The organism is Enterococcus malodoratus ATCC 43197, from assembly GCF_000407185.1.
Lineage (GTDB): Bacteria > Bacillota > Bacilli > Lactobacillales > Enterococcaceae > Enterococcus_A > Enterococcus_A malodoratus.
This window is the reverse complement of the sequence record NZ_KE136481.1, coordinates 1,061,500-1,086,125: the sequence shown is the minus strand read 5'-3', so window position 1 is coordinate 1,086,125 and position 24,626 is coordinate 1,061,500. Positions and strand designations below refer to the sequence as shown.

The following is a 24,626-nucleotide window of genomic DNA, read 5'->3' as shown; positions in this document are numbered from 1 at the left end:
TTACGATTTTTTGCTTAAAACAAATACATGAATACAAAATAGGAGGAAGAATTATGGAATTTGAAACAAAATGTTTACACGCAGGTTATCAACCGGAGAATGGCGGACCACGAGTGTTGCCAATCGTTCAAAGTACGACTTATGCCTATGAATCAACAGATGAGATTGGAAAATTATTTGATCTGGAAGCAGCGGGTTACTTTTATACGCGATTAGCTAATCCAACGACTGGTGCAGTGGAAGAAAAGATTGCTGCGCTAGAAGGCGGAGTCGGCGCATTATGTACGTCATCAGGTCAAGCGGCAACTTTTTATGCAGTATTAAATATTTTGGAGGCTGGTGATCATTTGATTTCTTCCAGCTATATCTATGGCGGTACCTATAATTTATTTGCCCATACATTCAGAAAAATGGGAATTGAAGTAACTTTTGTTGATCAAGATGCTTCACAGGAAGAAATACTGCAAGCAGTAAAACCAAATACTAAAGCGATTTTTGGTGAAACGATCGCCAATCCTGCGGTTAAGGTTTTAGATATTGAAAAATTTTCTGCAGTTGCTAAAGAATTAGATATTCCTTTCATCATTGACAACACTTTTGCGACACCATACTTTTGTCGGCCAATCGAGTTTGGTGCAGACATCGTTATTCACAGTACAACCAAGTATTTGGATGGTCACGCTGTCCAAACGGGTGGTGTGATTGTAGACGGCGGAACGTTTGATTGGAATAACGGAAAATTCCCGCAGCTTTCTGAGCCGGATGAAACTTATCATGGCATCGTTTATACGGAAAAATTTGGTCAAGCGGCCTATATCACAAAAGCCCGTGTTCAATTAATGCGTGATTTGGGTGCGACGCCTTCTCCGCAGAATTCATTTTTGCTTAATCTGGGCATGGAGACATTACCTGTACGGATGGATCGTCATTATCAAAATGCATTGACTGTAGCAAAATTCTTAACTGAGCAAAAAGCAATTAAGCACGTGTATTATCCTGGTTTAGAGAGCGATGATAATTACGCCTTGGCCCAAAAATACGTGCCAAATGGTTTATGTGGAGTAATCTCTGTGGAATTTGCGGAAGGAAAGGAAACAGCAGCAAAATGGTTGGATGCACTGGAGCTTGTTTCTTTAGAGGTTCATGTGGCGGATATTCGCACATGTGCTTTACATCCAGCGACATCGACTCATCGTCAACTAACCGATGAAGAGCTGCATCAAGCAGGAATTTCACCAGGCTTAGTCCGTTTGTCTTGCGGGATTGAAAACGTCACAGATATTCTTGCTGACTTGCAACAGGCCTTTGATAAATTGGAGGGATAAAACCATGCCGATTCGCTTAGAGCCTGATTTTCCGGCGAAATCTATCTTGGAGTCTGAGGATATCTTTGCGATTGATAATTCGCGCGCAGAGCATCAGGATATTCGCCCGTTGAAACTATTGATTCTAAATTTGATGCCGAACAAAATCGATACCGAGATCCATTTGCTGCGATTGATTAGTCAAAGCCCGCTGCAAATCGATGTAGATTTTTTGAAAGTGGCTAGTCATGAACATAAGCACACGAGCAAAAATCATTTGGATAAGTTTTATTTGGACTTCTCACAGGTAAAAGAGACTTGTTATGATGGCTTGATTATTACGGGGGCACCTGTAGAACAGTTGGCGTTTGAAGAAGTCGATTACTGGCCGGAATTGGTAGAAATCATGGAGTGGAGCCAAACTTCTGTGACCTCAGTGGTACACATTTGTTGGGGAGCACAAGCTGGGTTATATTATCATTTTGGAATAGACAAGGTACCCTTCGAGAAGAAACTTTTTGGGATTTACAAACAAGATATCGAACATCAATTTCGTTTATTTAGAGGGTTCGATGATCGCTTTTGGATGCCTCAATCCCGTTATACCGGAATTAATGAGGAGCAAGTACGACAAAAGAAGATTAAAGTGATTGCTAAAGATGAAAAAGAGCGCTCGGCTATTTTAATTTCTGAAGACGAACACGATGTCTTTTTGATGGGGCATTTTGAATACGCCGCGGATACTTTGGAAAAAGAATATCTGCGGGATCATGATCGTGGCGTAGAAACAGCCAAACCAGAGAATTATTATGAGGACGGGAAAATCTATAACTATTGGCGTGCACAGGCCCATTTGTTTTATCACAATTGGTTAAACGATGTGTATCAAATAACTCCTTATCGACTAGAAACGATTCGTCAATTACAAAAAGAAAGAAAGCTGAGATCAATTTGATCTCAGCTTTCTTCTTCCATAAAGTAGTAACTATGGTCTTCTAAATCCAGCGCGCTCATGATCATAGCTGCCGTTTCCTCTATTGAAAGAGTGGCAACGTTGATGATCTCACAGCCTAGTTTGTGGTACAAATCGTTAGCAAATTTTAGTTCTGCCTGAATTTTTTCACGGTCTGAATAGGCCGTTTCAGGGTTTAAGCCATAAGCACGCATCCGTTCTTTGCGGATGCCGATCAATACTTCGGGATCATTGGTTAAACCAACAATTTTCTTAGGATCGATTTCAAATAATTGTTTTGGAATATGCGCTTGCGGGATCAGCGGCAAGTTGGCCACCTTCAGGTTTTTATTGGCAAGATACAGACTCAATGGTGTTTTTGATGTCCGTGAAACGCCGAGTAAAACAATGTCGGCTTCTAAAAATCCGCGAGGGTCTTTCCCATCATCGTATTTTACGGCAAATTCCATTGCTTTGATTCGCTTGAAATAGTTCTCGTTTAAGTGATGCAATGCACCTCGTTCACCGGTTGGTTCCAGATGTGCGCGTTGTCCTATCTCAGCAACGACGGGGTTCAACAAGTCCATCGTGAACAAGTCTTCGTTGTCGCAGAACTCTTTCGCAATTTTAGAAAGTGTTGGATTAATCAATGTATAAATGATCATGCCATTTTCGGCTTTGGCATCGTTTAAGGCTTTCATCAATAATTCTTCCGTGTGGACAAAAGTCCGGCGGAAGAGACAAAATTCCACGGTAGGGTACTGCGCCATCGAGGCTTGTGCCAATTTTGAAGCAGTTTCTCCAGCAGAATCGGAGATGATGAAAATAGTGACTAACTCATTTTGTTTTTCGCTATCCATAAAGAAGATCTCCCTTGCAATCAGTAATAATTTATTATACCATATTGTTTATTCGGAATCATTACACTTTGGAATGAGGGATACGATGACACAGATGACTTTATTAGAAAAAGCCTTGGCAAAAGTAAAAGAAAATGGCTTTAAGTATACAAAAAAACGTGAAACATTATTGGATTATTTGATTAAATGCAATCGTTACGTTTCTGCCCGTGAAGTTTATGACTATTTGAATGGACAATTTCCAGGATTGAGCTATGATACCGTTTATCGAAATCTAAGAGAGTTTTGCGAGATTGGATTGATTGAGGATACTGAGCTGCAAGGGGAAATGAAGTTTCGGTTTAGCTGCAGCGAAAACTTTGAACATCACCACCACTTTATCTGTACGGTTTGCGGCATGACCAAAGAGATCCACATGTGTCCGATGAACTTTTTTAAAGAACAACTGGATGATTGTGAAATCGAAGGACATCGGTTTGAATTGTACGGTCGTTGCGAAAAATGTCAAAAACTAAATGAATAAATTAAGAATTAAAATTCTTCAGTACCTTGACTCAAAATAGCCCATTGGATATAATGACTTATGGACGGTCTTGTTTATTGGAAGCACATTTCAATAACAAAAACGGTTACATTTCAAGCCCGGAGGGAGGGAATTTATATGTCAAAAACAGTGGTTCGAAAAAATGAATCTCTTGACGATGCTCTTCGTCGCTTCAAACGTTCCGTTTCAAAAGCAGGGACTCTGCAAGAATCTCGCAAACGTGAATTTTATGAAAAACCAAGCGTGAAACGTAAGAAAAAATCAGAAGCAGCTAGAAAACGTAAGAAATTCTAGTCTGTGAACGGAGTGATTCTATTGTCACTACTTACTACCTTGAATGAAGACATGAAGCAAGCGATGCGAGCAAAAGACAAAGAGACTTTGCAAGTGATCCGGATGCTTAAAGCTTCGATTCAAAATGAGCAAATTAAAAAAGGTCAGGATTTAAATGACGAAGAAGAATTGACCGTTTTATCTCGCGAGATGAAACAACGTCGTGATTCTCTAACCGAGTTTGAAAAAGCTGATCGCACCGATTTGGCCGAAAAAGTCAAAAAGGAAATCGTAATTGTTGAAAACTATTTGCCGGCTCAACTTTCCGAAGAAGAGATTCGTGCAATCGTTCAAGAAGCAGTTACAAGCACAGGAGCGACTTCACCAAAGGAATTTGGTAAAGTGATGGGCGCAGTGATGCCGAAAGTCAAAGGCAAGGCCGATGGCAATCAAGTCAACGCAATCGTCAAAGAACTTCTGAACAATTAAGCAATAACGAAAGTCGAGAGAATTTTCTCTCGGCTTTTTTTGTGTCTTAGCAGATTCGTTTGGTAAATTTCTATGAATCAAAGTATCACTACTAGCGATTTGCAGTACTTAATATTACTTGAAATTTTATGTTATCCGTGATAAAAAAGAGTTCTTCATTTTCAGCGGAATGTTAGCTTTCTACATTCTTTTTAATGGAAGATTAGACAATTTTTCTTTTATTTAGAGTGTGGTATTATAAGAAGGAATGATTTATGAAGGGATGAGCGCTTGTTGAATAGCAACGATTTTGAGTCGTTAGAGATAAAGCTTGATGGAAAAGATGACATCAGTATGCTTTTAGGAACCCACGATAAACATATAAAATTTTTAGAAGAGAATACAGATACCACGATTAATACACGAGGCGAAATGATCCAGATTGTTGGACCGAAAGAAGAAGCTAAATTAGTAGCGGATATTATTCGGACACTGCAAATTTTGATCGATCGTGGAATCAAAGTAGCGACACCGGATGTAATGACTGCTCTACGCTTAGGACGCGAGAATCATTTAGATGAGTTTGTCATGATGTATGAAGAAGAATTATTAAAGGATCGTAACGGAAAACCAATTCGTCCTAAAAACATTGGTCAGAGCCGCTATATTGCAGCGATCCGCAAATCTGATGTAGTTTTTGGTGTCGGACCAGCAGGGACAGGGAAAACATATTTAGCGATTGTTATGGCGATCGCTGCATTGAAAAAAGGTGAAGTGCAGCGGATTATTTTGACGCGCCCAGCAGTAGAGGCTGGCGAAAGCTTAGGTTTCTTACCAGGGGATTTGAAGGAAAAAGTAGATCCTTATTTGCGCCCAATGTATGATGCCTTGCATCAGATTTTTGGGGTGGAACATACGAATCGCTTATTAGAACGCGGAGTCATTGAAATTGCGCCGCTTGCTTATATGCGCGGTCGTACACTGGATGATGCTTTTGTCATTTTAGATGAAGCTCAGAATACGACGATTTCACAAATGAAAATGTTTTTGACACGTCTTGGATTCAATTCAAAGATGATCGTCAATGGGGATACTTCCCAGGTGGATTTGCCGAGAGGTCAGGTCAGCGGTCTGATTCATGCTGGGAGAACATTAAAAGGGATCAAAAAGATTCGCTTTGTCACCTTTGAAGCAGGCGATGTGGTAAGACATCCCGTAGTTGCTGAAATCATTGAAGCATATGAACACGAGAACCTACGACACCAAGAAAAGTAGTCAGGAGGGAATTGGATGTTAAATCGACCCATCAATAACTTGCTGAAAAAGTTAGGTTCAAAATTTATTCCGATCATACTAGGTGTCTTTTCGACTATTTTAGTTTTGTCGATGCTCACCAGTGTGATGCAAAAAAGTGTGGACTATAAAGAAGGTCAAGTGGCAACAGAAAGTATCCGTGCTAACAAGACCATTGAAAATAAGACTGAAACGAATCAGAAGCGGCAGCTTGCCTCTGAGGCAGTTACACCAGAGTATACTTATCAAGCTGATTTAGCCCAGACACAACACGATCGGGTCAGTCAGTTGATCACGTTGATCCAAAAGGCGAATAGTGAATTAGATAAAAACTATCAAACCAAAGTGTCGCAGGCGAAAGATGGAGAAAAAGTTCCGCAGCCTACAGTAGATGAGCGTGTTGCAGCAGTTAAAAAGAATTTTGAAGGCTTGGATCAAGACACGGTCACATTCTACCAACAGCTTCCGGAAGAGTTTTATCAATCAGTCGTACAACTTAGCTCAGCTGATTTGACAAAAGTTGGGACTGAAAGTCTGAAACTATTAGATGAACAAATGGCGAAGCGGATTCGCCAAAGCGATCTTGCTGAATATAAACAGCAGGCGGTCGATAAAGTTCAAGGATTAGGATTATCTGACGAGGCTGCGCAAACAATGCGCTACTTGTTAGAAAAGGGAATCATTATTAATGACTCTCTTAATCAAAAACGAACGGATGAATTAAAGGAACAGGCCAGTGACTCTGTTCAGCCAGTCATGATCTTCCAAGGTGAAGTGATCGTTCGTGAAGGTAGTCAAATCGACGCAAATGCGATTAATAAATTAAAATTATTGGGACTAACCAGCTCAAGTACCTCGGTATTCCCATTGATTGCGATGTGTTTGGCTGTAATCTTACAAGGCGTTTTGTTATGGTTCTACAGTCGCCAATTCGAAATTGAATTCCAACGCGTACGTTTCATTTTGTTCTACTGTGCAACGATGACTATCGGTGTCCTTATTATGAAGATATTGCAGTCTTTCCAAGGCAGCACGTCTAATAGTCTGGCACTATTCTTCCCAGCAGCCTTTATGCCGCTGATCTTAACGGTCTTTGTTAATCGACGTGCAGGTGCGCTATCGGCTGTCTTCCAAACGGTTTTTGCTTTGTTTATTTACTACAAGGCAATTGGAACGAATATGCTGCCGGTTATTTTGATGACGTATCTTTTCTCTGGAACATTAGCCGTTATGGTAAAACAAAAACGGTTATCTGATCAGGTTAAACAAGCCTTGCTATGGATTGTGGCATTTCCAATTATTTGGTCGATTATTTTAAGCATCTACCAAGGAATGTCCTTTACCGATTCACAAACATGGGGCTTGCTGCTTGGAGCTTTCGCGGCCAGCATCTTGTCCTTTATTATGGGAATGGGGCTGCAGCCATATATTGAGATTTTAGTAACGGATAGCGGTGTGATCACTTTAAATGAGTTAAGTAATCCCAACCACCCGCTGCTAAAAGAGCTACTAGAAAAAGCACCTGGGACCTATCATCATTCGATGATGGTGGCGAACTTGAGTGCAAATGCGGTGGCCGAAATCGGCGGCCGTTCACTCTTGACCCGAGTCGCTTGTTACTATCATGATATCGGTAAGATTCGACATGCGAACTTCTTCGTTGAAAATCTCCCGACCGGGGCAGAAAATCCCCACAACTTCCTATTGCCGGAAGACAGTAAGCAAATTATCTTCGGTCATGTCATTGAAGGCGCGAAGATTTTGAAAGAATACAAGATGCCGCAGATGGTGATCGATATTTGTTATCAGCACCATGGAACGACGTTGATGAAATTCTTCTATTTTAAAGCAAAAGAACGGAATCCAGATACGACAGAAGCAGATTTTCGTTATCCTGGACCTAAGCCTCAGACACGTGAAGCTGGGGTCGTGAATATTGCCGACAGTTGTGAAGCAGCCGTCAGAGCGATGGATCATCCATCCATTGATAAGATTACAGAGTTTGTCCATAATTTGATCGAAGAACGAATCAGTGATGGACAGCTAGATGATTCTGGCTTGACGCTAAAAGAGATTCGGATGGTTGAAAAATCATTGATTAACGGATTAAGCTCAACCTTCCATTCACGGATCAAATATCCGAGAATGCAATCAGAGGCGGAGAAGATGAAAGAAGAGCAAGAGAAAAAAGGGGAAGAGTAATGGATATTACCTTTATTGATGAAACAGAGCAGGTCTCTGAAGAAAAAATCCAAGAAATCGATGGTGTGCTGCAATTTGCGGCGGATTATTTAAAGCTGCCGGAAGATACAGAAATGTCCGTTACGTTTATGGATAATGCAGCGATTCAAGTCATCAATCGCGATTATCGCGGAAAAGATGCGCCGACAGATGTTATCAGTTTTGCATTGGAAGAAGAAGGCGAGGATGAAATTCCGATCATCATGGATGAGGAAGATCCGATGCCGCGTAATTTAGGTGATATTATGATTTCGACGGAGCGTGCTCGTGAACAAGCAGCAGAATATGGGCATAGTTTTGACCGCGAATTAGGGTTTCTAGCCGTACATGGCTTTTTGCATATCAATGGGTACGACCATATAACACCTGAGGATGAAAAAGAGATGTTTGGTCTACAGAAAGAGATATTAGATGCCTATGGACTTAAAAGATAAAACGGAAAAAAATAAGCATTTTATCACGTCTTTAGAATTTGCGATTCAAGGAATCAAGACGGTTTTTCAAGAAGAGCGCAATATGCGTGCCCACGTCGTTTTTGGATTGATGGCGATTCTCGTGGCCTTCTTACTGGGCGTATCCGTACTTGAATGGCTCTGGATTTTTCTGGCCGTTTTCCTAGTCTGGATCGTGGAGATCATCAATACAGTATTTGAAAATGTGGTGGATATGGTGACGGATTGCCATTTTCATCCAATCGGGAAAAAAATCAAAGATATGGCTGCCGGTGCAGTCTTAGTGACTTCGATATTTGCTGTCATCGTAGGTGTGATTATCTTTTTACCCAAAATTATTGAGCTCTTTCTTTAGTGAAAAGCTGCAAAACTCGAAAGTATCAACAATTTTCTTGCTATAAGAAAGGAACGTTTACATGACAGAACATAAATCAGGGTTTGTAGCAATCGTTGGACGACCGAATGTAGGCAAATCAACATTGCTAAATCGCATTGTGGGGCAAAAAATTGCCATCATGAGCGATAAAGCGCAAACCACCAGAAATAAAATCCAAGGTGTTTACACGACACCTGAAGCACAAGTTGTCTTTATTGACACTCCCGGTATCCATAAGCCAAGACATCGTTTGGGCGATTACATGGTTGAAATGGCCTACAGCGCTTTAAGAGAAGTTGATGCGATCATGTTTATGGTTAGCGCCGATCAAAAGCGCGGCCGCGGGGATGACTTCATTTTAGAACGTTTAAGCAAACAAGAGGTTCCAGTTTACTTGGTCATCAACAAGATCGATACGATCCATCCAGATGAGCTTCTGGTGATTATCGATGATTATCGTAAGATTATGGACTTTAAAGAGATCATTCCAATCTCAGCGACCGAAGGAAATAATGTTGAACATTTATTGGATACGATAGTCGATCAAATGGACGAAGGGCCACAGTATTTCCCAGATGATCAAATTACCGACCATCCGGAATACTTTATCGTGTCGGAATTAATCCGTGAAAAAGTTTTAAGCTTAACCCGTGATGAAGTTCCACATTCTGTAGCGGTCGTGACAGAAACAATGAAGCGCGACGAGAACGACAAGGTTCGTATTCAAGCAACGATCATTGTGGAACGAACGAGTCAAAAGGGAATCATTATCGGCAAAGGCGGCAAGATGTTGAAAAATATTGGCACGCAGGCTCGTAAAGATATCGAGACGCTTTTGGCTGACAAAGTTTATTTAGAGCTTTGGGTTAAAGTCCAAAAAGATTGGCGCGATAAACAAACCTATCTGAAAGATTATGGATATCGTAAAGACGATTATTAAAATGGATACAGAGCTTCACGATTCTATCGTGGAGCTTTTGTCATCGAAGTGGAGATGAATCTATGGCACAGATTGGCGAAACAAAGGGGATCATTTTATTCAGTCGTGATTATAAAGAAAAAGATAAGTTGATCAAAATATTCACTGAGTCTGCTGGCAAAGTGATGTTTTTTGCCAAAGGAATTCATCGCGCGAATAATCCTTTGAAGACAGCAGTCCAGCCATTCACTGAAGCGATATTTATCGGGAATTTGAAGACAGACGGGCTTTCTTTTCTGAATAGCGCAAAAGATGTTCATCCTATGCGAAAGCTGCAAGAAGATATCTTTTTGAATGCCTATGGTTCCTATATTCTAGGTTTAACTGATGCGGCGATTGAAGATCATGTTTATGATCCGGCGTTGTACGGATTTACACTAGAAGCTTTGCAGCGGATGAATGACGGTGCCGACGGTGAGACGATCATGAATATCTTTGAGGTGCAGATCATGCAGCGGTTCGGTGTTTCGTTGAACTGGAAGGCTTGCGGGGTATGTGGAAAGAAAACGGGAGCCTTTGATTTCTCTTCGAAGTATAATGGGATTCTTTGTGAAGAACATTGGCATTTAGATCAGCATCGTTATCATGCCGATCCCCGGGCCATTTATTTTTTACGATTGTTCAACAGTGTGACGTATGAGAATATCAATACGATCAATTTGAAACCCGAAACAAAAAAAGCGATCCGGCAAACACTGGATCAATTGTACGAAGAATATATTGGCTTGCACTTAAAGAGCAAAAAGTTCATTGATCAAATGAGCGAGTGGCAAGATGTATTAAAACCAAAAGACGAAGAATAATCTGCAACACCTAAACTAGGTGCTGCAGATTATTTTTTTGCAAATAAACAGCCACATAAAACTGGCGATAAAAGATAGAAAAAGATAAAGGAAGAGTATTTGAACGTTTAGTTGATTTTGATAGATAAAGGCTGAACCAAATGTCCCGATGATAAAAAAATAGCAGAAATAAAAAAGTGCTCGTAATGAAGTATTTAATGTTGTTTTGGCTTCAATAAAGTAGGAAGCCATCAAGAACAACAATACAATGACAATGTTAAATAGGCTTTGGGAAGAAAGCCCGTTGGTATACAGGTCTCGTAACCAAGTGAATAGAAGAGATCCGATAAATAAGACCAAAATAAATAGAAGATTGCTCATTCTTTTGATTTTAGGTTTTTGTTGAACCATAATTAGCTCCTTTGAATAAGAATTCTGCAGCTAAAATTGAAAGCCCAGTGTACAGCAGCGCAACAATCGCCAATAGGATGAACGAGGTGTAATTCACGAGGCTATTGGTAATAAAGCCATCAACTACTAAATAGAGAAGTGCACTGAGGGAGTAAAGGACGAAAATTAAGACACGCTCATTTTTAAAGCGAGCGGCAAAATATCCTGCAAGGTAAGCTGTACATAAAAATATTGTAGGGAAAAAATTGGCGAATATCGGTGAATGGTTTAAAGAATTCGCAATCAGTTTTATTGAAAGGGTGAAGCCTATGAGCAGCATCAAAATAAAGAGCGGTTTTTCTCGCAAGAATAAATCTAACTTTTTAAGCATTTTATATTCCTCACTTTCAAGACCAGCCGTCAAGTTCTATCTAAAAGTATAGCAGAAAAAGACTGTAGACTTAGAAAAATCTAAGAATCATCTGTCATATCGATTCTTTTCTTTCAGCGCTTTTTCTAAAAAGTGAGTTGTTTCACAGATTACCATTGCTAATTTATGGCAAAACAATTAATATTGTTAGAAAACACTAATGTTTTTTACTGAAAAGGATTGTATGTTTCGCTTTTGCTTTATTACAGGTAGCACAATGGTGTCTGACATATTTTTTCTGTAAGAGAAAATAAATACATAAATAGGAATTAGGAGTGATAAGTGTGGAAGAATTATGGAAAGTATTAAGACCAGAAGAACAAATCGAACTGAAGCTAAGAAAGTTGTATACTCAGCATCATTTTCAACCTTATCACTTAAACAACTTTGAGGAATATGGAAACTATCAGCAAAGCTACAATTTTTTACGAAAGTCATCGATCATTACCTTTACCGGAAATGACGGTCGAACGATGGCCTTAAAACCAGATGTAACACTTTCGATTGCTAAGAACACACCAGCTGGTGAAGCGCGAAAGGTTTATTATGTCGAAGATGTATATCGGCATGATCGCCAGGCAGGTGAATATCAAAAAATTTACCAAATTGGTCTAGAGATCATTGATGAGATTACTTGGGAAGATCAATTAGAAGTATTGAAGCTTGCTTGGGAAAGCTTAGCCCAGGTTGGTGAAGGAACATTGGATCTTTCGCATATGGGGATTCTGAATGGAATCTGTGATCGTTTCCCAGAGGAAGATCGGCAAGATGTTTTGGATTGTCTACGAGATAAAAGCTCTCATGGGATGGATGTCCTTACGGAAAAAGCTGGTTTATCCAAAGAAGAATCAGAAAATCTGGCCAAATTGGTTCGGATGTCCGGGGATTTTGAAACGAAATACCAACGAGCAAAAGTTTTGTTGGCGGCGTATCCCAAAGCACAAGCAGGCTTAGAAGAGTTGAAGCAATTATACAAAGCTTTGCAGGAAGAAAATTTATCTGAAAAAATTCGTCTGCGCTTGGATTTTTCGATTATGAATGATGCGGATTACTATAGCGGATTGTTATTCCAAGGGTTTATCAAAGAAGCGCGGGAAACGATTCTTTATGGTGGACGCTATGATCGTTTGATGAGTCGTCAAGGCAAGGATCAAGGAGCGATTGGTTTCGGGATGAAATTGAATCATGTCGGACAAAAGCTTCCTACAGATACAGAAAGTTCTGAATATCTGAACATCGCTCTGCCTAAAGGTCGAATGGGTGATGCGGTTTATGATCTATTCACGAAAGCAGGCGTCGCCGCAGAAGGCGTCTTCGAGGACAATCGGAAATTGATTTTCTGCGATGAAGACAATAAGCTGCGCTTCTTTTTAGTGAAGCCTAGTGATGTAGCGATCTATGTGGAACATGGGGCCGCTGATATCGGTGTTGTGGGTAAAGACATTCTATTAGAAAGCAAAGCAGAGGTCATCGAATTTCTTGATCTGCATATGGGAGCTTGCCGTTTGGCAGTCGCTGCTCATAACGATTTTGAAGAAGATTTTTCTCGACCATTGCGCGTTTCGACAAAATATCCGCAAATCACGCGCGAGTTTTATGAAGGGCTTGGGCGCTCCGTAGAATTGATTCACTTACATGGATCGATTGAGCTGGCACCTTTGTTGGGACTATCGGATGTGATCGTCGATATTGTTGAGACAGGTACAACGTTAAAAGAAAATGATTTGAAGGTTATTCAAGAAATAGCACCGTCATCTGCTCGCTTGATCATTAATAATGCGACATGGCGTTTTAAACAAGAACGAATTCAAAAGGTGATCGAGAAGGTGAGGAAGCAGCTATGAGAGTTTATTCAACACAAAAAGATCAATTAGCCGATATTTTGGCGCGAAAATATTCTGAGACAGCGGATGTTTCTGCTGTTGTAACAAAAATTATCGAACGTGTGCGGACGGATGGCGACCAAGCACTCTATCAATTAATAGAAGAAATCGATCATGTCACTTTGGATTCCTTAGCTGTCAGTCAGGCTGAAATGGATGCTGCATTGAAGACAGTTTCACCAGAATTGTTGGCCGTGATGGAGCAGGCGAAGGAAAATATCTTGTCTTTCCACCAAAAGCAAGTTCGTCAGGGATTTGTTTCTACTGAAGAAAGCGGCGTTGTGATGGGACAGAGAATTCTTCCTCTAGCACGAGTTGGCGTCTATGTACCTGGTGGAACCGCGGCTTATCCTAGTACCGTTTTGATGGATGTGCTGCCGGCAAAAATCGCAGGTGTACCCAAAATTGTGATGATGACGCCGACAGATGATGCAGGCAATGTTCCCGCAGCGATTTTAGCAGCCGCTTCAATCGCTGGAGTAGATGAGATTTACAAGGTCGGCGGTGCTCATGGTGTTGCGGCTCTTGCTTATGGAACAGAAACGATTCCGAAAGTAGATAAGATTGTAGGGCCGGGAAATATCTATGTAGCGACCGCTAAAAAGATGGTTTACGGCGAAGTCGATATCGATATGATCGCTGGACCAAGTGATGTATTGATCGTAGCGGACCAAAGTGCGAATCCTCGCTGGATCGCAGCTGATCTTTTGGCACAGGCCGAGCACGACAAATTGGCACAAGCGATTTTAGTAACAACAGAAGAAGCCTTGATTGAAAAAGTTCAGGCAGAAGTAGACCAGCAATTAGCAGAATTGCCGCGTCAAGAAATCGCAGCGGCGGCGATTGATACTAATGGAAAGATTATTTTGGTGAAGGATTTGGCGGAGGCTATCGCAATCGCCAACCAAGTCGCGCCAGAGCATCTCGAATTATCTGTGGCAGAGCCGTTTGCTTTGTTAGGAAAAGTTGAAAATGCCGGCAGTGTATTCTTAGGACATCATACGCCAGAAGTTTTGGGCGATTATTTTGCCGGACCGAATCATACATTACCGACAGAAGGAACCGCTCGTTTTTATTCGCCTTTATCAGTGGATGATTTCATTAAGAAGAGCAGTTACTTGTATTACACAGAAGAAGCGATGAAGGCTGTGGGACCCGCGGTGGAATTATTTGCGGAAACGGAAGACTTAATGGGGCATGCCCGTTCGATGAAAGTACGAAGAGGTGAAAATGAATGACCTTTTTAAATCAAAAATATCTAACATTGACTCCCTATACACCTGGTGAGCAAGTTGATGAGCAGGAATACATCAAATTAAATACCAATGAAAGTCCGTATGTACCTGCACCGGGCGTTCAGGAAGCAGTTGCGGAAGCTTCACAAAAGTTGAATCGCTATTCGGATATTGCGGTGGAGGTTGTGGCAAAGCCATTGGCTCAGTATCTAGGTGTGAAGCAGGAACAGCTCTTTTTAGGTAACGGCAGCGATGAAGTGCTTTCGTATATTTTTCAGGGCTTTACGGAAAAAGGGATCGCGTTTCCTGATGTGACTTATGGCTTCTATCAAGTCTATAGCGGATTGTATCAAGTGGATGCGACGGTTGTTTCATTGAACGAGGATTTTTCACTTGATCTCAAAGAATATGATGAGCTGAAGGGAACAGTGATTTTTGCCAATCCCAATGCACCGACAGGAATTTATCTATCGCAAGAAGGAATCTGTGAATTTTTAGAACGTCATCCAGATCGCTTGGTAGTGGTGGATGAGGCCTATATTGATTTTGGCGGTAAATCAATGGTTTCTTTGATTGATCAATATAAGAATTTATTAGTAGTAGGAACCTTTTCAAAATCCCGCCAACTGGCCGGTGCGCGTTTAGGCTTCGGTGTCGGGAATACAGAATTAATCGCAGATTTAAATCGTTTGCGCTTCAGTCTGAATCCTTATAATGTCAATAGCCTGACTCAAGCAGCAGGCGGCGCTGTTTTACAGGAACAGGCGTATGTGGACCAGAAAATTCAAGAAACGATCCAAGTTAGAGAATGGAGCAAACAAGAATTGACCAAACTCGGCTTTGAACAAACGGATAGCCAAGGGAATTTCTTATTTGCCAAGCATCCAAAACTAGCTGGGGAAACACTTTTCCATGCTTTAAGAGAAAAGAAAATCTTAGTGCGCTGGTTCAATCAACCTCGGACAAAGGATTATTTACGAATCACTGTAGGTACACAAGAACAAATGGAGCGATTGATCGCAGTTTTGACAACGATACTAGAAGGGGTGGACGCATGAGAAAAGCAGAGGTAACACGCAATACATCTGAAACAAAGATTCAGCTAACGTTGACAGTAGACGGTACCGGACAACAAACAATCAAAACAGGTGTGGGCTTTTTAGATCATATGTTGGAATTATTCGTTCGGCATGGTCGTTTTGATCTTGAGCTTGTTTGTGATGGAGACATTGAAGTCGATGCTCATCACACCACGGAAGATGTTGCAATCGCGATCGGTCGTGCTTTTTCTGACAGCTTAGGCGAACGTCGAGGAATCAAGCGTTATGGCAGTATGCTGCTGCCGATGGATGAAGCGTTAGTGATGTCAGCGATCGACATTAGCGGTCGTGGGATGGCCGTTGTTGAGCTGGATATTCCTAGTGAAAAAATTGGTCAGCAGTTCGATACTGAATTAGTCGAAGAATTTTTCATCGCTTTTGCCCGTGAGTTAGGTGCGACGATTCATCTGCATCAAGTTGCCGGAAAAAATAGTCACCATATTGTCGAGGCCTGCTTCAAAGGCTTTGGTCGGGTATTAGGCGAGGCTGTGGCGATCAATCAATTAGCACCAGATGAGATTCCATCAACCAAAGGGACAATTAATTAAGAGGTCGAAAAGTGAATTCGTTAGTTACGAACTAGGAGGGAATCTATGCTAGCAATTATCGATTACGGCGTTGGCAACTTGTTCAGCTTGTCGCGTTCATTGGAATATTTGGAAGTGGAATGTAAAATTACACGCTCATTAGACGAATTGAAGTCTGCGGATCGAATCATTCTGCCGGGTGTCGGAGCGTTTGGCGACGCACGAAAAAAACTAGAAGAATTATCGCTAGTCGAACCGATTCAAGAATTGGCCGCATCCGGCAAACCTTTTTTAGGAATTTGTTTAGGGATGCAGCTGTTGTTTGATAAGAGTGAAGAATTCGGTGAGCATTTGGGACTTGGGTTGATTCCCGGTCGAATCGTTTCGATGCGTGAAGCATTCGATCAAGCGAATATTGACCTTAAAGTACCGCAGATCGGCTGGAATAAATTAGATGTACAAAATGCTGAAAGCCCGCTGGTGAAATCGCTGGGGGAAAATGATTTTGTCTATTATGTCCATAGCTATTATGCGACGGATTGCGAAGAGCATTTAGTCGCTGATAGTGAATATGGACTCTCGATTCCGGGAATTGTGCAAAATAAAAATGTTTATGGTACCCAATTTCACCCTGAAAAAAGCGGCGATGTTGGCTTGAATATCCTAAAAGCATTTACGGAGGTGCCAGTATGAAAATATTTCCAGCAATCGATCTCTTAGATCAGAAAGTTGTTCGCCTGTATCAAGGCGATTATGATCAAAAAGAAGTATTCGGTGACGATCCTGTAGCTTTTGCGCAATCCTTTGAAAAAGCCGGAGCGGAGTATCTGCATCTTGTGGATTTGGATGGTGCCAAAGCGGGTAAACTACATTATTTTGGGATCGCAAAAAAAATTGTTGAGAACACGAATCTTTTCGTAGAAGTTGGCGGCGGTATCCGTGATGAAGAGACGATCGAACATTGTTTATCCGCGGGTGTGGATCGGGTCATTCTCGGTACGATCGCTCAAAAAGATCCTGAGTTCACGCAGGCGATGCTGAAAAAGTACGGCAGTAAAATCGCTATCGGTGTCGATGCCAAGGACGAAAAGGTAGCCGTAGAAGGCTGGTTGGAAAAAACTGAAACGGACGCTTTTGAATTTTGTCAGCAACTAGTCGAGTGGGGCGCTGAGACAATTATTTTCACTGAAATATCCCGTGACGGAACAGGCGAAGGGATCAATTTGCCGTTATATGAAAAGCTCAATCAGTTGAATATTGAAATCGTTGCTTCAGGCGGTGTCGCTTCTTTGAAAGATATCGAAGGATTGAAGAAGTTAGGCGTTTCCAGCGCGATTGTCGGCAAATCATTATACAACGGAAGTTTAAAACTTGAAGATGTTTTAGCAGCAGGCAAGGAGGACGGTCAATGATCGCAAAACGAATCGTGCCATGTTTAGATGTTCGCGATGGGCGCGTGGTTAAAGGTGTTAATTTTGCTGGTCTGCAGGACGTCAATGATCCAGTGACTTTGGCTCGTTTTTACAATGAGCAGGGTGCGGATGAATTGGTTTTTTATGATATTACAGCTTCAGCTGAAGAACGCGGCTTATTCACTGATATTTTGAAGGGTGTTGCCTCAGAAGTATTTATTCCTTTGACAGTCGGCGGCGGCATCAATGAGGTGTCTGACTTTGAACGAGTCCTGAACTGCGGAGCGGATAAAGTCAGTGTCAATTCAGGTGCGATTCGCCGACCTCAGTTGATTGAAGAAGGCGCGAAACGTTATGGCAGCCAGTGTGTTGTTTTGTCAGTCGACATTCGTCGGGTGGGGGATCAGTGGCATGTTTTTGCTAAAGGCGGCCGAGAAGATACGGGATTGGAAGCACTGGAGTGGATTCGCCAAGGCGAACAATTAGGTGCTGGCGAGTTAGTCATCAATAGTATGGATACCGATGGCGTAAAACAGGGATTTGATCTGAAGCTGCTGAAAGCAGTCAGTGAGATTACAACACTGCCGATCGTAGCATCTGGCGGTGCTGGGAAAAGTGAAGACTTTATTGATCTATTTCAATTGCCCAAGATCGAAGCAGGTTTAGCCGCATCGATCTTCCATTATGGTGAAGTAAAGATTCCAGATCTAAAAAAACAATTGATGGCGGCAGATATCCCTGTCCGGATTGTTTAGATTGCCAGTTCCGAGCAAGATTAGAAGAATGATATACGGGATGAAAAATGAATACATTAGTATTGAATAAGGATGCCAGTTCTTCTTCTTGCTTTAGCAAGATTAGTAGAATGGTATACGGCATGAAAATCGACTTTATTTTTCGCTTTTTGAAAAATGAATACATTAGTATTGAATAAGGAGTGACTCACATGACGAAGTTGAAATTTGACGATCAAGGATTGATTCCGGTCATCGTACAAGATGCCGAGACCAATGAAGTTTTGACGTTGGCTTATATGAATCAGGAAAGCTATGACTTAACGATAAAGGATCAATTAATGACGTTTTATTCTCGCAGCCGCAAAGAATTATGGCGCAAAGGGGAAACTAGCGGAAACTATCAGCATCTTGTTTCGTTGAAATTGGATTGCGATCAGGATGCACTGGTGGCGAAGGTTAAAAAAGATGGACCTGCTTGTCATACAGGAGCGGAAAGCTGCTTTAATGAGAGTTTATTCGGTGACGATCAGCAAACAACGATTGATGCGCTTTACGAATTAGTCAAAGGTCGTAAAGAGGCACCGCAAGAAGGAAGCTATACAAGCTACCTGTTTGAAAAAGGTGTGGAGAAAATCTTGAAGAAGGTCGGCGAAGAATCGACTGAAGTAGTAATTGGTGCGATGAAAGAAGACCGGACAGAAACCGTTTTCGAAATTTCTGATTTGGTGTATCATGTTCTTGTACTGATGGTAGAGATGGGAATTGATTTGGCAGAAGTGCGCCAAGAATTAGCGAACCGTCATGTTGTCGATAAAAAAGTGAAGCAGGAACGGCTGCAGTAAAAAATTGGAGGTCAGCGATGTTTTATTCAAACGCACATACCCACAGCACTTGGTGCGATGGGAAAGATACTTTAGAAGATATGGCGCAAGCAGCGATTGATTTGGGTTTTACTGATCTAGGATTTACGTGTCATTCACCGGCACTGTTTGATCCTAGCTGCTTAGGTGTCCAAAACGAAGTGGCCTATCAGGCGGCTTTGTGTGAACTAAAAGAGAAGTTAGCGGGGAAATTAAACATCAGTTTAGGATTGGAATGGGATTACTATAGTGCAGATCCAATTGCCGGTTATGATTATACGGTTGGCTCCGTGCATTATTTTCCGCCGCGTCAGGGTATTTTCCGCAGTGTCGATGAAAGTCCTGAAAGCTTAATGAGGACTTTGGATGAGTGGTACCAAGGGGATAAGATGCAGCTGGTTCAGGATTATTATGATACGGTAGTAAAACATATCCAGCGGAATCGTTCGAAGATCGTGGGACACTTTGATTTGATTACGAAGTTCAATGAGAAAAATCCTTGGTTGGATGAAGACAGCTCGGAATATCAAGGAATCGCATTGAAAGCGTTGAATGACATCGTCGATATAATCCAAACATATGATGGAATGGTGGAAATCAATACCGGTGCAATTTCTCGTAATTGGCGAACCACGCCTTATCCGAATCCATTTTTATTGAAACAGTTGAAGGAAAGAGAATGTCCAATTATTATTACCAGCGACAGTCATGAGACAACGACGCTGACATGTCATTTCCCTGAAACTGTTGAATTGTTAAAATCAATCGGTTTTACAGAGACAATGCAATTGAAGGATGGTATTTTCCAGCCAATCTCTTTTGACTAACAGAAAGATTTGACAAAAGGGGTCTGGTGTCGCTATTATAGAACCAAGTTGAATAGGTGCGATGATCAAATTTAGAAATTTGTGGAAATCAAAGCGAGTTTGGGCCGGTGGAAGCCAAGCAGGGAAACAAATTTTGTTGGCGTTTGTGAGCACGTTTAGTTAAAGCTGCCAAGCATTTGCTTGGAAGTAGGGTGGAACCGCGTTGATACGTCCCTATGTCGATTTTTTCGACATAGGGACTTTTTTGCGAGTTCCACTCCGTACTTTTAGTACGGTTAGTGGAATCGTATGCGTGGTGAAAGTAGGACTTATTTTTCCGCTTTTTGAAAAATAAACTCCTTAGTAAGAACTAGCTGACAGTTTTTCTTCCTGCCTAAGCAGGTTAGAAAAATGTTATGCGTACGAAGATAACATTCATTTTCCTGTACTTTGGAAAATGGGTTCCTCTTTTTGAGTTAGCAGCGAGTTGCCAGTTCTACTTTTCGCAGTCAGTTCAGTATGAGCAGTTATGCTTGAATTTTCCGTCTTATATTGAACAAGCGATATAGTAGAATGGTATGTCTACGAAGATGAAAAAAATTTGTTTCAAATTTTTACCTTTCAATTGAGTCGACTCCTATTCCTGCTTCATCTAAAACAAAAAAATGAACCCACCCCGCTAGCAAATGTAAAGTTACATAGTAAATATACAGGAGGAAAAAGAATGAGTAAGTTAACAGTGCAAGAAATGATTTTGACGTTACAGAAGTTTTGGTCAGACAATGGCTGTATGTTGATGCAAGCCTATGATACAGAAAAAGGAGCGGGGACGATGAGTCCGTATACTTTTTTACGTGCAATCGGACCTGAACCATGGCGTGCGGCTTACGTGGAGCCATCACGTCGTCCGGCTGATGGTCGTTATGGAGAAAATCCAAACCGTTTGTATCAACATCATCAATTTCAAGTAGTAATGAAACCTTCACCAAAAAATATCCAAGAATTGTATTTAGACAGCTTGCGATTATTAGGGATCGATCCATTAGAACATGATATTCGTTTTGTAGAAGACAACTGGGAAAATCCTTCAATGGGTTGTGCCGGTGTTGGCTGGGAAGTTTGGCTTGATGGTATGGAAATCACCCAGTTTACCTATTTCCAACAAGTCGGCGGTCTGCAAGTGAATCCAGTAACCTCTGAATTGACTTATGGTTTGGAACGTTTGGCTTCATACATTCAAGAAGTAGACAGCGTCTATGATTTGGAATGGAGCGCGGGTGTTAAGTACGGCGAAATCTTCAAACAGCCGGAATATGAACATTCTAAATATTCATTTGAAGAAAGCAATCAAGAAATGCTTTTGGATAATTTTGAGAAATTTGAAAAAGAAGCAAAACGCTGTCTCGATGAAGACCTTGTGCATCCAGCGTATGATTACATTTTGAAATGCAGCCACACCTTTAACTTATTAGATGCTCGCGGAGCTGTTTCAGTAACGGAACGTGCCGGCTACTTGGCTCGTATCCGTAATATGGCTCGTTCTGTAGCGAAGATCTTTGTGGCTGAACGGGAAAAACTAGGCTTCCCATTATTGAATCAGGAGGGCAAATAAGATGGCGAAAAATCTACTATTAGAAATCGGTTTAGAAGAAATGCCAGCCCACGTGGTTTGGCCAAGTATCAAACAATTAGAAGAAAAGGTGTCAAAATTTTTATCAGAAAACAGCCTGACTTTTGAATCAATCGAGACCTTTTCAACCCCTCGCCGCTTGGCGATTCGAGTGACGAATATTCCTGATCGTCAAGAGGACGTGCAAGAAGAAGTCAAAGGTCCAGCGAAGAAAATCGCGTTGGATGCTGAAGGTAACTGGAGTAAAGCTGCTGAAGGGTTTGTTCGTGGGCAAGGCTTAACGACGGATGCGATCACTTTCCGTGAATTGAACGGTGTGGAATATGTTTATGTCACAAAATATATCCACGGAAAAGAAAGCAAAGAAGTCTTGACTGGGCTTTTAGATGTTGTGAAGAACATGAACTTCCCAACTATGATGCATTGGGGCGACACGATGTTTGAATACATTCGTCCAATTCATTGGATCGTTGCACTACTGGATGAAGAAGTGATTCCATTTGAATTATTAGATGTTACAACTGGACGAACGACAGAAGGACATCGTTTCTTAGGCGATCAAATCGAACTTGCTGATCCAAGTGAGTACGAAGCAAAATTGGAAGAACAATTTGTTATCGCAGATGCTCACAAACGCCAACAAATGATCGTAGAACAAATCGAAGAGATTGCTGAAAAAAATAAATGGGTGATCGAGCTTGATCCAGTTTTATTAGAAGAGGTGACGAACTTAGTTGAATACCCAACGGCTTTTGTCGGGGAGTTTGATGAACGTTTCTTATCTATTCCAGAAGAAGTTTTGGTTACTTCGATGAAGGAACACCAACGCTATTTTGAAGTACGTAATCAAGCAGGTATGCTGCTACCGCATTTCATCTCTGTTCGTAACGGAAACAGTGTGAAATTGGATAATGTAGTTAAAGGGAATCAGAAAGTTTTGGCGGCTCGTTTAGAAGACGGCGAATTCTTCTTTGAAGAGGACAAAAAATTATCGATCGACGACTGTGTCGAAAAATTGAAGAACGTTACTTTCCATGAAAAAATCGGCAGCATGTACAAAAAAATGCAGCGTGTCGGGTTGATCAGTCAAGTCATTGGCGGACGTGTCGATTTGAGCGAGGAAGAATTAACCGACTTGAAACGTGCGTCTGAAATCTACAAGTTTGACTTAGTAACAAATATGGTTGGCGAATTCCCTGAACTACAAGGGATCATGGGTGAAAAATATGCTTTATTGAAGGGCGAGAAACCAGCTGTTGCCGCTGCTATTCGGGAACACTACTTGCCGAATTCTTCTGAAGGCGAACTACCTAAAACAGCCGTTGGGGCTGTTTTAGCGATCGCGGATAAGATTGACAGTGTATTAGGTTTCTTCGCTGTAGGGATGATCCCAAGCGGCTCTAATGACCCTTATGCATTGCGTCGACAAACTTACGGAATCGTTCGGATCGTCGAAGCGCAAGGCTGGACGTTCCCATTCACCGATATGCAAGGGGCAATCGTGGATGCAATCAACGAGGATGTTTTGGATTATGGTGTTCATTTCAATCGCGACCAAAAAGAATTTATCGAGTTCTTTAAAGGCCGGATGCGTCAACGTCTGCAAATGTACAATGTCCGTCACGACATTATCGATGCGGTATTGGATTCTCATCAGGATGATTTAGTTCAAGTCTTCAAGACGGCTCAAATCTTCGATCAGCATTTGTCAGATGAGCATTTCAAAGAAGCGATGGAAGCTTTGACTCGTGTCATTAACTTAACGAAGAAAATGGACCCGACGACGATTAATTTCAAAGTTGATCCTAAGTTATTTGAAAATGACAGCGAAAAGGAATTGTTTGCTGCGGTAAAAGAAGCAGAAGATGAATTTGCTAACCAAAGCATGGCTGAAAATTATCAAACCTTGACGAACTTGCGTCCTGTGATTGAGCGCTACTTCAACGCTACAATGATTATGGTAGACGACGAAAAAGTTCGCGACAATCGTTTGAACCAATTAGCGATCATTGCACGCATGGCGAATGCCTTAGCAAGTATTGATAAGATCGTCACAAAATAGTATAAGCTGAATACAAATAAAGCCTTCGAGCAAATGCTCGAAGGCTTTTATAGTATCAATTTTAATAATAGCGGAATATAGGCAAGATAAAGCAGGACAGAATAACCTAAAGCGGAAGCCGCGAATTGCTGGTCAGCCTCATAAGAACGGGCCAAGATCGGCACAGAATTTTGGACAGGCATCGCTGATTGAATAATAAAAACTGACAGCATCAATGGCGGTACGCTGATCCATTGTCCTAATAACCAGACGATCAAGGGGGAAAGGACATAACGACCAATAATCACACCGACAATATCTTTATTCAACGTTAGATTTTTGATCCCCACATTGTAAACGATAATGCCAATGACGAACATCGATAAGGGTGTGGTCAAGTTCGCAAGATAACTCAGGAAGGTTGCGATCGAGTCTGGAACAGTGAAGTTAACTAGAACCGCACATAAACCAATTAAAAAACCTAATAGTGCTGGAGAAAAAATCTTTTTCAGAATCGGCAATAAATGAAAATTGACTGTTGCCTGTTCGATCTTAGGGTTATCACGAGCGATGAAATAAATGCCCAACGTCCAAAAGATCGTCGTATTGACGATGTAATAAAGCAATACATAAGGGACTGCCCGTTCTCCGAAAATCGCCAAGTTGATCGGCAACCCAATAAAGATTGTATTGGAGCACGTAAACATCGTCGAGAAAATTCCTTTGCGTGTCGGAGTAATTTTAAAAATGCGCTGATAAGCAAAGCTGATGACAAAGGTCAGCAGCATAGAGATCAACGGAATGACCATCCCGCCGACTAACTGCAGGAATTCTGAGCGAGAAAAATTTTTAGTGATCGTCAGAAACATATTGCATGGTAAGGCGATCTGCAAGACCAGTTTGGAGAAAGCATCCCCGATTTGATTGGAAAACCATTGTTTGTAGGTCAGCAGATAGCCGATGAACATTAAAACAAAAATAAAAAAGATATTGATATATGCGGAAACCATTTTTTCACCTCGAAACTACTATACAGAAAAAAGCGAGTGTC

The 24,626-nt window shown here is 41.4% G+C and carries 26 protein-coding genes; 22 read left to right on the top strand and 4 right to left on the bottom strand.

What is annotated here, in order from left to right:
• Positions 1 to 53: 53 nt before the first annotated feature.
• Together I585_RS05380 and I585_RS05375 are read left to right on the top strand one after the other, a co-directional pair.
• Positions 54 to 1,325 (top strand): O-acetylhomoserine aminocarboxypropyltransferase/cysteine synthase family protein, encoded by a 1,272-nt coding sequence (locus I585_RS05380; RefSeq protein ID WP_010740026.1) that lies wholly within the window; start codon positions 54 to 56, stop codon positions 1,323 to 1,325.
• Between the two features lie 4 nt (positions 1,326 to 1,329).
• Entirely contained in the window at positions 1,330 to 2,259 is a 930-nt protein-coding gene (locus tag I585_RS05375; protein WP_010740025.1) for a homoserine O-succinyltransferase, read from the top strand.
• A gap of 2 nt (positions 2,260 to 2,261) precedes the next feature.
• On the opposite strand, the gene I585_RS05370 is transcribed toward I585_RS05375, so the two are convergent.
• Positions 2,262 to 3,116, bottom strand: a complete 855-nt coding sequence (locus I585_RS05370) for a pyruvate, water dikinase regulatory protein (RefSeq protein WP_010740024.1) — start codon at positions 3,114 to 3,116, stop codon at positions 2,262 to 2,264.
• 85 nt (positions 3,117 to 3,201) lie between these two features.
• Between I585_RS05370 and I585_RS05365 the strand changes: the two genes are divergently transcribed.
• The 9 genes from I585_RS05365 (at position 3,202) to recO (ending at position 10,545) form a co-directional block, all read left to right on the top strand.
• Positions 3,202 to 3,639 (top strand): Fur family transcriptional regulator, encoded by a 438-nt coding sequence (locus I585_RS05365; protein WP_010740023.1) that lies wholly within the window; start codon positions 3,202 to 3,204, stop codon positions 3,637 to 3,639.
• A 138-nt stretch (positions 3,640 to 3,777) separates the two neighbouring features.
• Entirely contained in the window at positions 3,778 to 3,954 is a 177-nt protein-coding gene (gene rpsU, locus I585_RS05360) for a 30S ribosomal protein S21 (RefSeq protein ID WP_002356740.1), read from the top strand.
• A gap of 21 nt (positions 3,955 to 3,975) precedes the next feature.
• Positions 3,976 to 4,422, top strand: coding sequence for a GatB/YqeY domain-containing protein (locus I585_RS05355; RefSeq protein ID WP_010740022.1), 447 nt, complete (start codon positions 3,976 to 3,978; stop codon positions 4,420 to 4,422).
• Positions 4,423 to 4,755: 333 nt separating this feature from the next.
• The gene (locus I585_RS05350) at positions 4,756 to 5,676 is read left to right on the top strand and encodes a PhoH family protein (RefSeq protein WP_051104511.1); all 921 of its coding nucleotides are present in this window, start codon (positions 4,756 to 4,758) and stop codon (positions 5,674 to 5,676) included.
• A 15-nt stretch (positions 5,677 to 5,691) separates the two neighbouring features.
• On the top strand, positions 5,692 to 7,896 hold the full coding sequence (locus I585_RS05345; RefSeq protein WP_010740020.1) for an HD family phosphohydrolase: 2,205 nt from the start codon (positions 5,692 to 5,694) through the stop codon (positions 7,894 to 7,896).
• Positions 7,896 to 8,369 (top strand): rRNA maturation RNase YbeY, encoded by a 474-nt coding sequence (ybeY, locus tag I585_RS05340; RefSeq protein WP_010740019.1) that lies wholly within the window; start codon positions 7,896 to 7,898, stop codon positions 8,367 to 8,369. Before I585_RS05345 ends, ybeY begins: the two co-directional genes overlap by 1 nt.
• A complete protein-coding gene (locus I585_RS05335; protein ID WP_010740018.1) occupies positions 8,347 to 8,742 on the top strand; it encodes a diacylglycerol kinase family protein in 396 nt (131 codons plus the stop codon). The genes ybeY and I585_RS05335 overlap by 23 nt, the downstream gene beginning before the upstream one ends.
• A 61-nt stretch (positions 8,743 to 8,803) precedes the next feature.
• A complete protein-coding gene (gene era, locus I585_RS05330; protein ID WP_010740017.1) occupies positions 8,804 to 9,703 on the top strand; it encodes a GTPase Era in 900 nt (299 codons plus the stop codon).
• Between the two features lie 62 nt (positions 9,704 to 9,765).
• Positions 9,766 to 10,545 (top strand): DNA repair protein RecO, encoded by a 780-nt coding sequence (gene recO / locus I585_RS05325; RefSeq protein WP_010740016.1) that lies wholly within the window; start codon positions 9,766 to 9,768, stop codon positions 10,543 to 10,545.
• A gap of 15 nt (positions 10,546 to 10,560) precedes the next feature.
• On the opposite strand, the gene I585_RS05320 is transcribed toward recO, so the two are convergent.
• Complete coding sequence (locus I585_RS05320; protein ID WP_010740015.1) at positions 10,561 to 10,935, bottom strand: hypothetical protein; 375 nt, start codon at positions 10,933 to 10,935, stop codon at positions 10,561 to 10,563.
• Positions 10,916 to 11,305 carry a hypothetical protein gene (locus I585_RS05315; protein WP_010740014.1) on the bottom strand — a complete coding sequence of 130 codons (390 nt, stop codon included), beginning with the start codon at positions 11,303 to 11,305 and terminating at the stop codon, positions 10,916 to 10,918. The genes I585_RS05320 and I585_RS05315 overlap by 20 nt, the downstream gene beginning before the upstream one ends.
• Before the next feature lie 323 nt (positions 11,306 to 11,628).
• Here I585_RS05315 and hisG point away from each other — a divergent pair, with 323 nt between their 5' ends.
• The 11 genes from hisG to glyS all read left to right on the top strand — a co-directional run bounded on the left by hisG (position 11,629) and on the right by glyS (position 23,596).
• The gene (gene hisG, locus I585_RS05310) at positions 11,629 to 13,188 is read left to right on the top strand and encodes an ATP phosphoribosyltransferase (protein ID WP_010740013.1); all 1,560 of its coding nucleotides are present in this window, start codon (positions 11,629 to 11,631) and stop codon (positions 13,186 to 13,188) included.
• Positions 13,185 to 14,465 (top strand): histidinol dehydrogenase, encoded by a 1,281-nt coding sequence (hisD, locus tag I585_RS05305; RefSeq protein WP_010740012.1) that lies wholly within the window; start codon positions 13,185 to 13,187, stop codon positions 14,463 to 14,465. The genes hisG and hisD overlap by 4 nt, the downstream gene beginning before the upstream one ends.
• On the top strand, positions 14,462 to 15,520 hold the full coding sequence (gene hisC, locus I585_RS05300) for a histidinol-phosphate transaminase (protein ID WP_010740011.1): 1,059 nt from the start codon (positions 14,462 to 14,464) through the stop codon (positions 15,518 to 15,520). The genes hisD and hisC overlap by 4 nt, the downstream gene beginning before the upstream one ends.
• On the top strand, positions 15,517 to 16,110 hold the full coding sequence (gene hisB / locus I585_RS05295; protein ID WP_010740010.1) for an imidazoleglycerol-phosphate dehydratase HisB: 594 nt from the start codon (positions 15,517 to 15,519) through the stop codon (positions 16,108 to 16,110). Before hisC ends, hisB begins: the two co-directional genes overlap by 4 nt.
• Before the next feature lie 45 nt (positions 16,111 to 16,155).
• Positions 16,156 to 16,782 (top strand): imidazole glycerol phosphate synthase subunit HisH, encoded by a 627-nt coding sequence (gene hisH, locus I585_RS05290; protein WP_010740009.1) that lies wholly within the window; start codon positions 16,156 to 16,158, stop codon positions 16,780 to 16,782.
• Positions 16,779 to 17,501 carry a 1-(5-phosphoribosyl)-5-[(5-phosphoribosylamino)methylideneamino]imidazole-4-carboxamide isomerase gene (gene hisA, locus I585_RS05285; RefSeq protein WP_010740008.1) on the top strand — a complete coding sequence of 241 codons (723 nt, stop codon included), beginning with the start codon at positions 16,779 to 16,781 and terminating at the stop codon, positions 17,499 to 17,501. Before hisH ends, hisA begins: the two co-directional genes overlap by 4 nt.
• Entirely contained in the window at positions 17,498 to 18,256 is a 759-nt protein-coding gene (gene hisF, locus I585_RS05280) for an imidazole glycerol phosphate synthase subunit HisF (RefSeq protein WP_010740007.1), read from the top strand. Before hisA ends, hisF begins: the two co-directional genes overlap by 4 nt.
• A 191-nt stretch (positions 18,257 to 18,447) precedes the next feature.
• On the top strand, positions 18,448 to 19,080 hold the full coding sequence (gene hisIE / locus I585_RS05275) for a bifunctional phosphoribosyl-AMP cyclohydrolase/phosphoribosyl-ATP diphosphatase HisIE (RefSeq protein ID WP_010740006.1): 633 nt from the start codon (positions 18,448 to 18,450) through the stop codon (positions 19,078 to 19,080).
• Positions 19,081 to 19,097: 17 nt separating this feature from the next.
• On the top strand, positions 19,098 to 19,925 hold the full coding sequence (locus tag I585_RS05270) for a histidinol-phosphatase (protein ID WP_010740005.1): 828 nt from the start codon (positions 19,098 to 19,100) through the stop codon (positions 19,923 to 19,925).
• A 703-nt stretch (positions 19,926 to 20,628) separates the two neighbouring features.
• The gene (gene glyQ, locus I585_RS05265) at positions 20,629 to 21,516 is read left to right on the top strand and encodes a glycine--tRNA ligase subunit alpha (RefSeq protein WP_010740004.1); all 888 of its coding nucleotides are present in this window, start codon (positions 20,629 to 20,631) and stop codon (positions 21,514 to 21,516) included.
• Between the two features lies 1 nt (position 21,517).
• The gene (glyS, locus tag I585_RS05260; protein ID WP_010740003.1) at positions 21,518 to 23,596 is read left to right on the top strand and encodes a glycine--tRNA ligase subunit beta; all 2,079 of its coding nucleotides are present in this window, start codon (positions 21,518 to 21,520) and stop codon (positions 23,594 to 23,596) included.
• 47 nt (positions 23,597 to 23,643) lie between these two features.
• Here the strand turns inward: glyS and I585_RS05255 are convergent, their stop codons facing one another.
• On the bottom strand, positions 23,644 to 24,585 hold the full coding sequence (locus I585_RS05255; protein WP_010740002.1) for an AEC family transporter: 942 nt from the start codon (positions 24,583 to 24,585) through the stop codon (positions 23,644 to 23,646).
• Between the last annotated feature and the right edge of the window lie 41 nt (positions 24,586 to 24,626).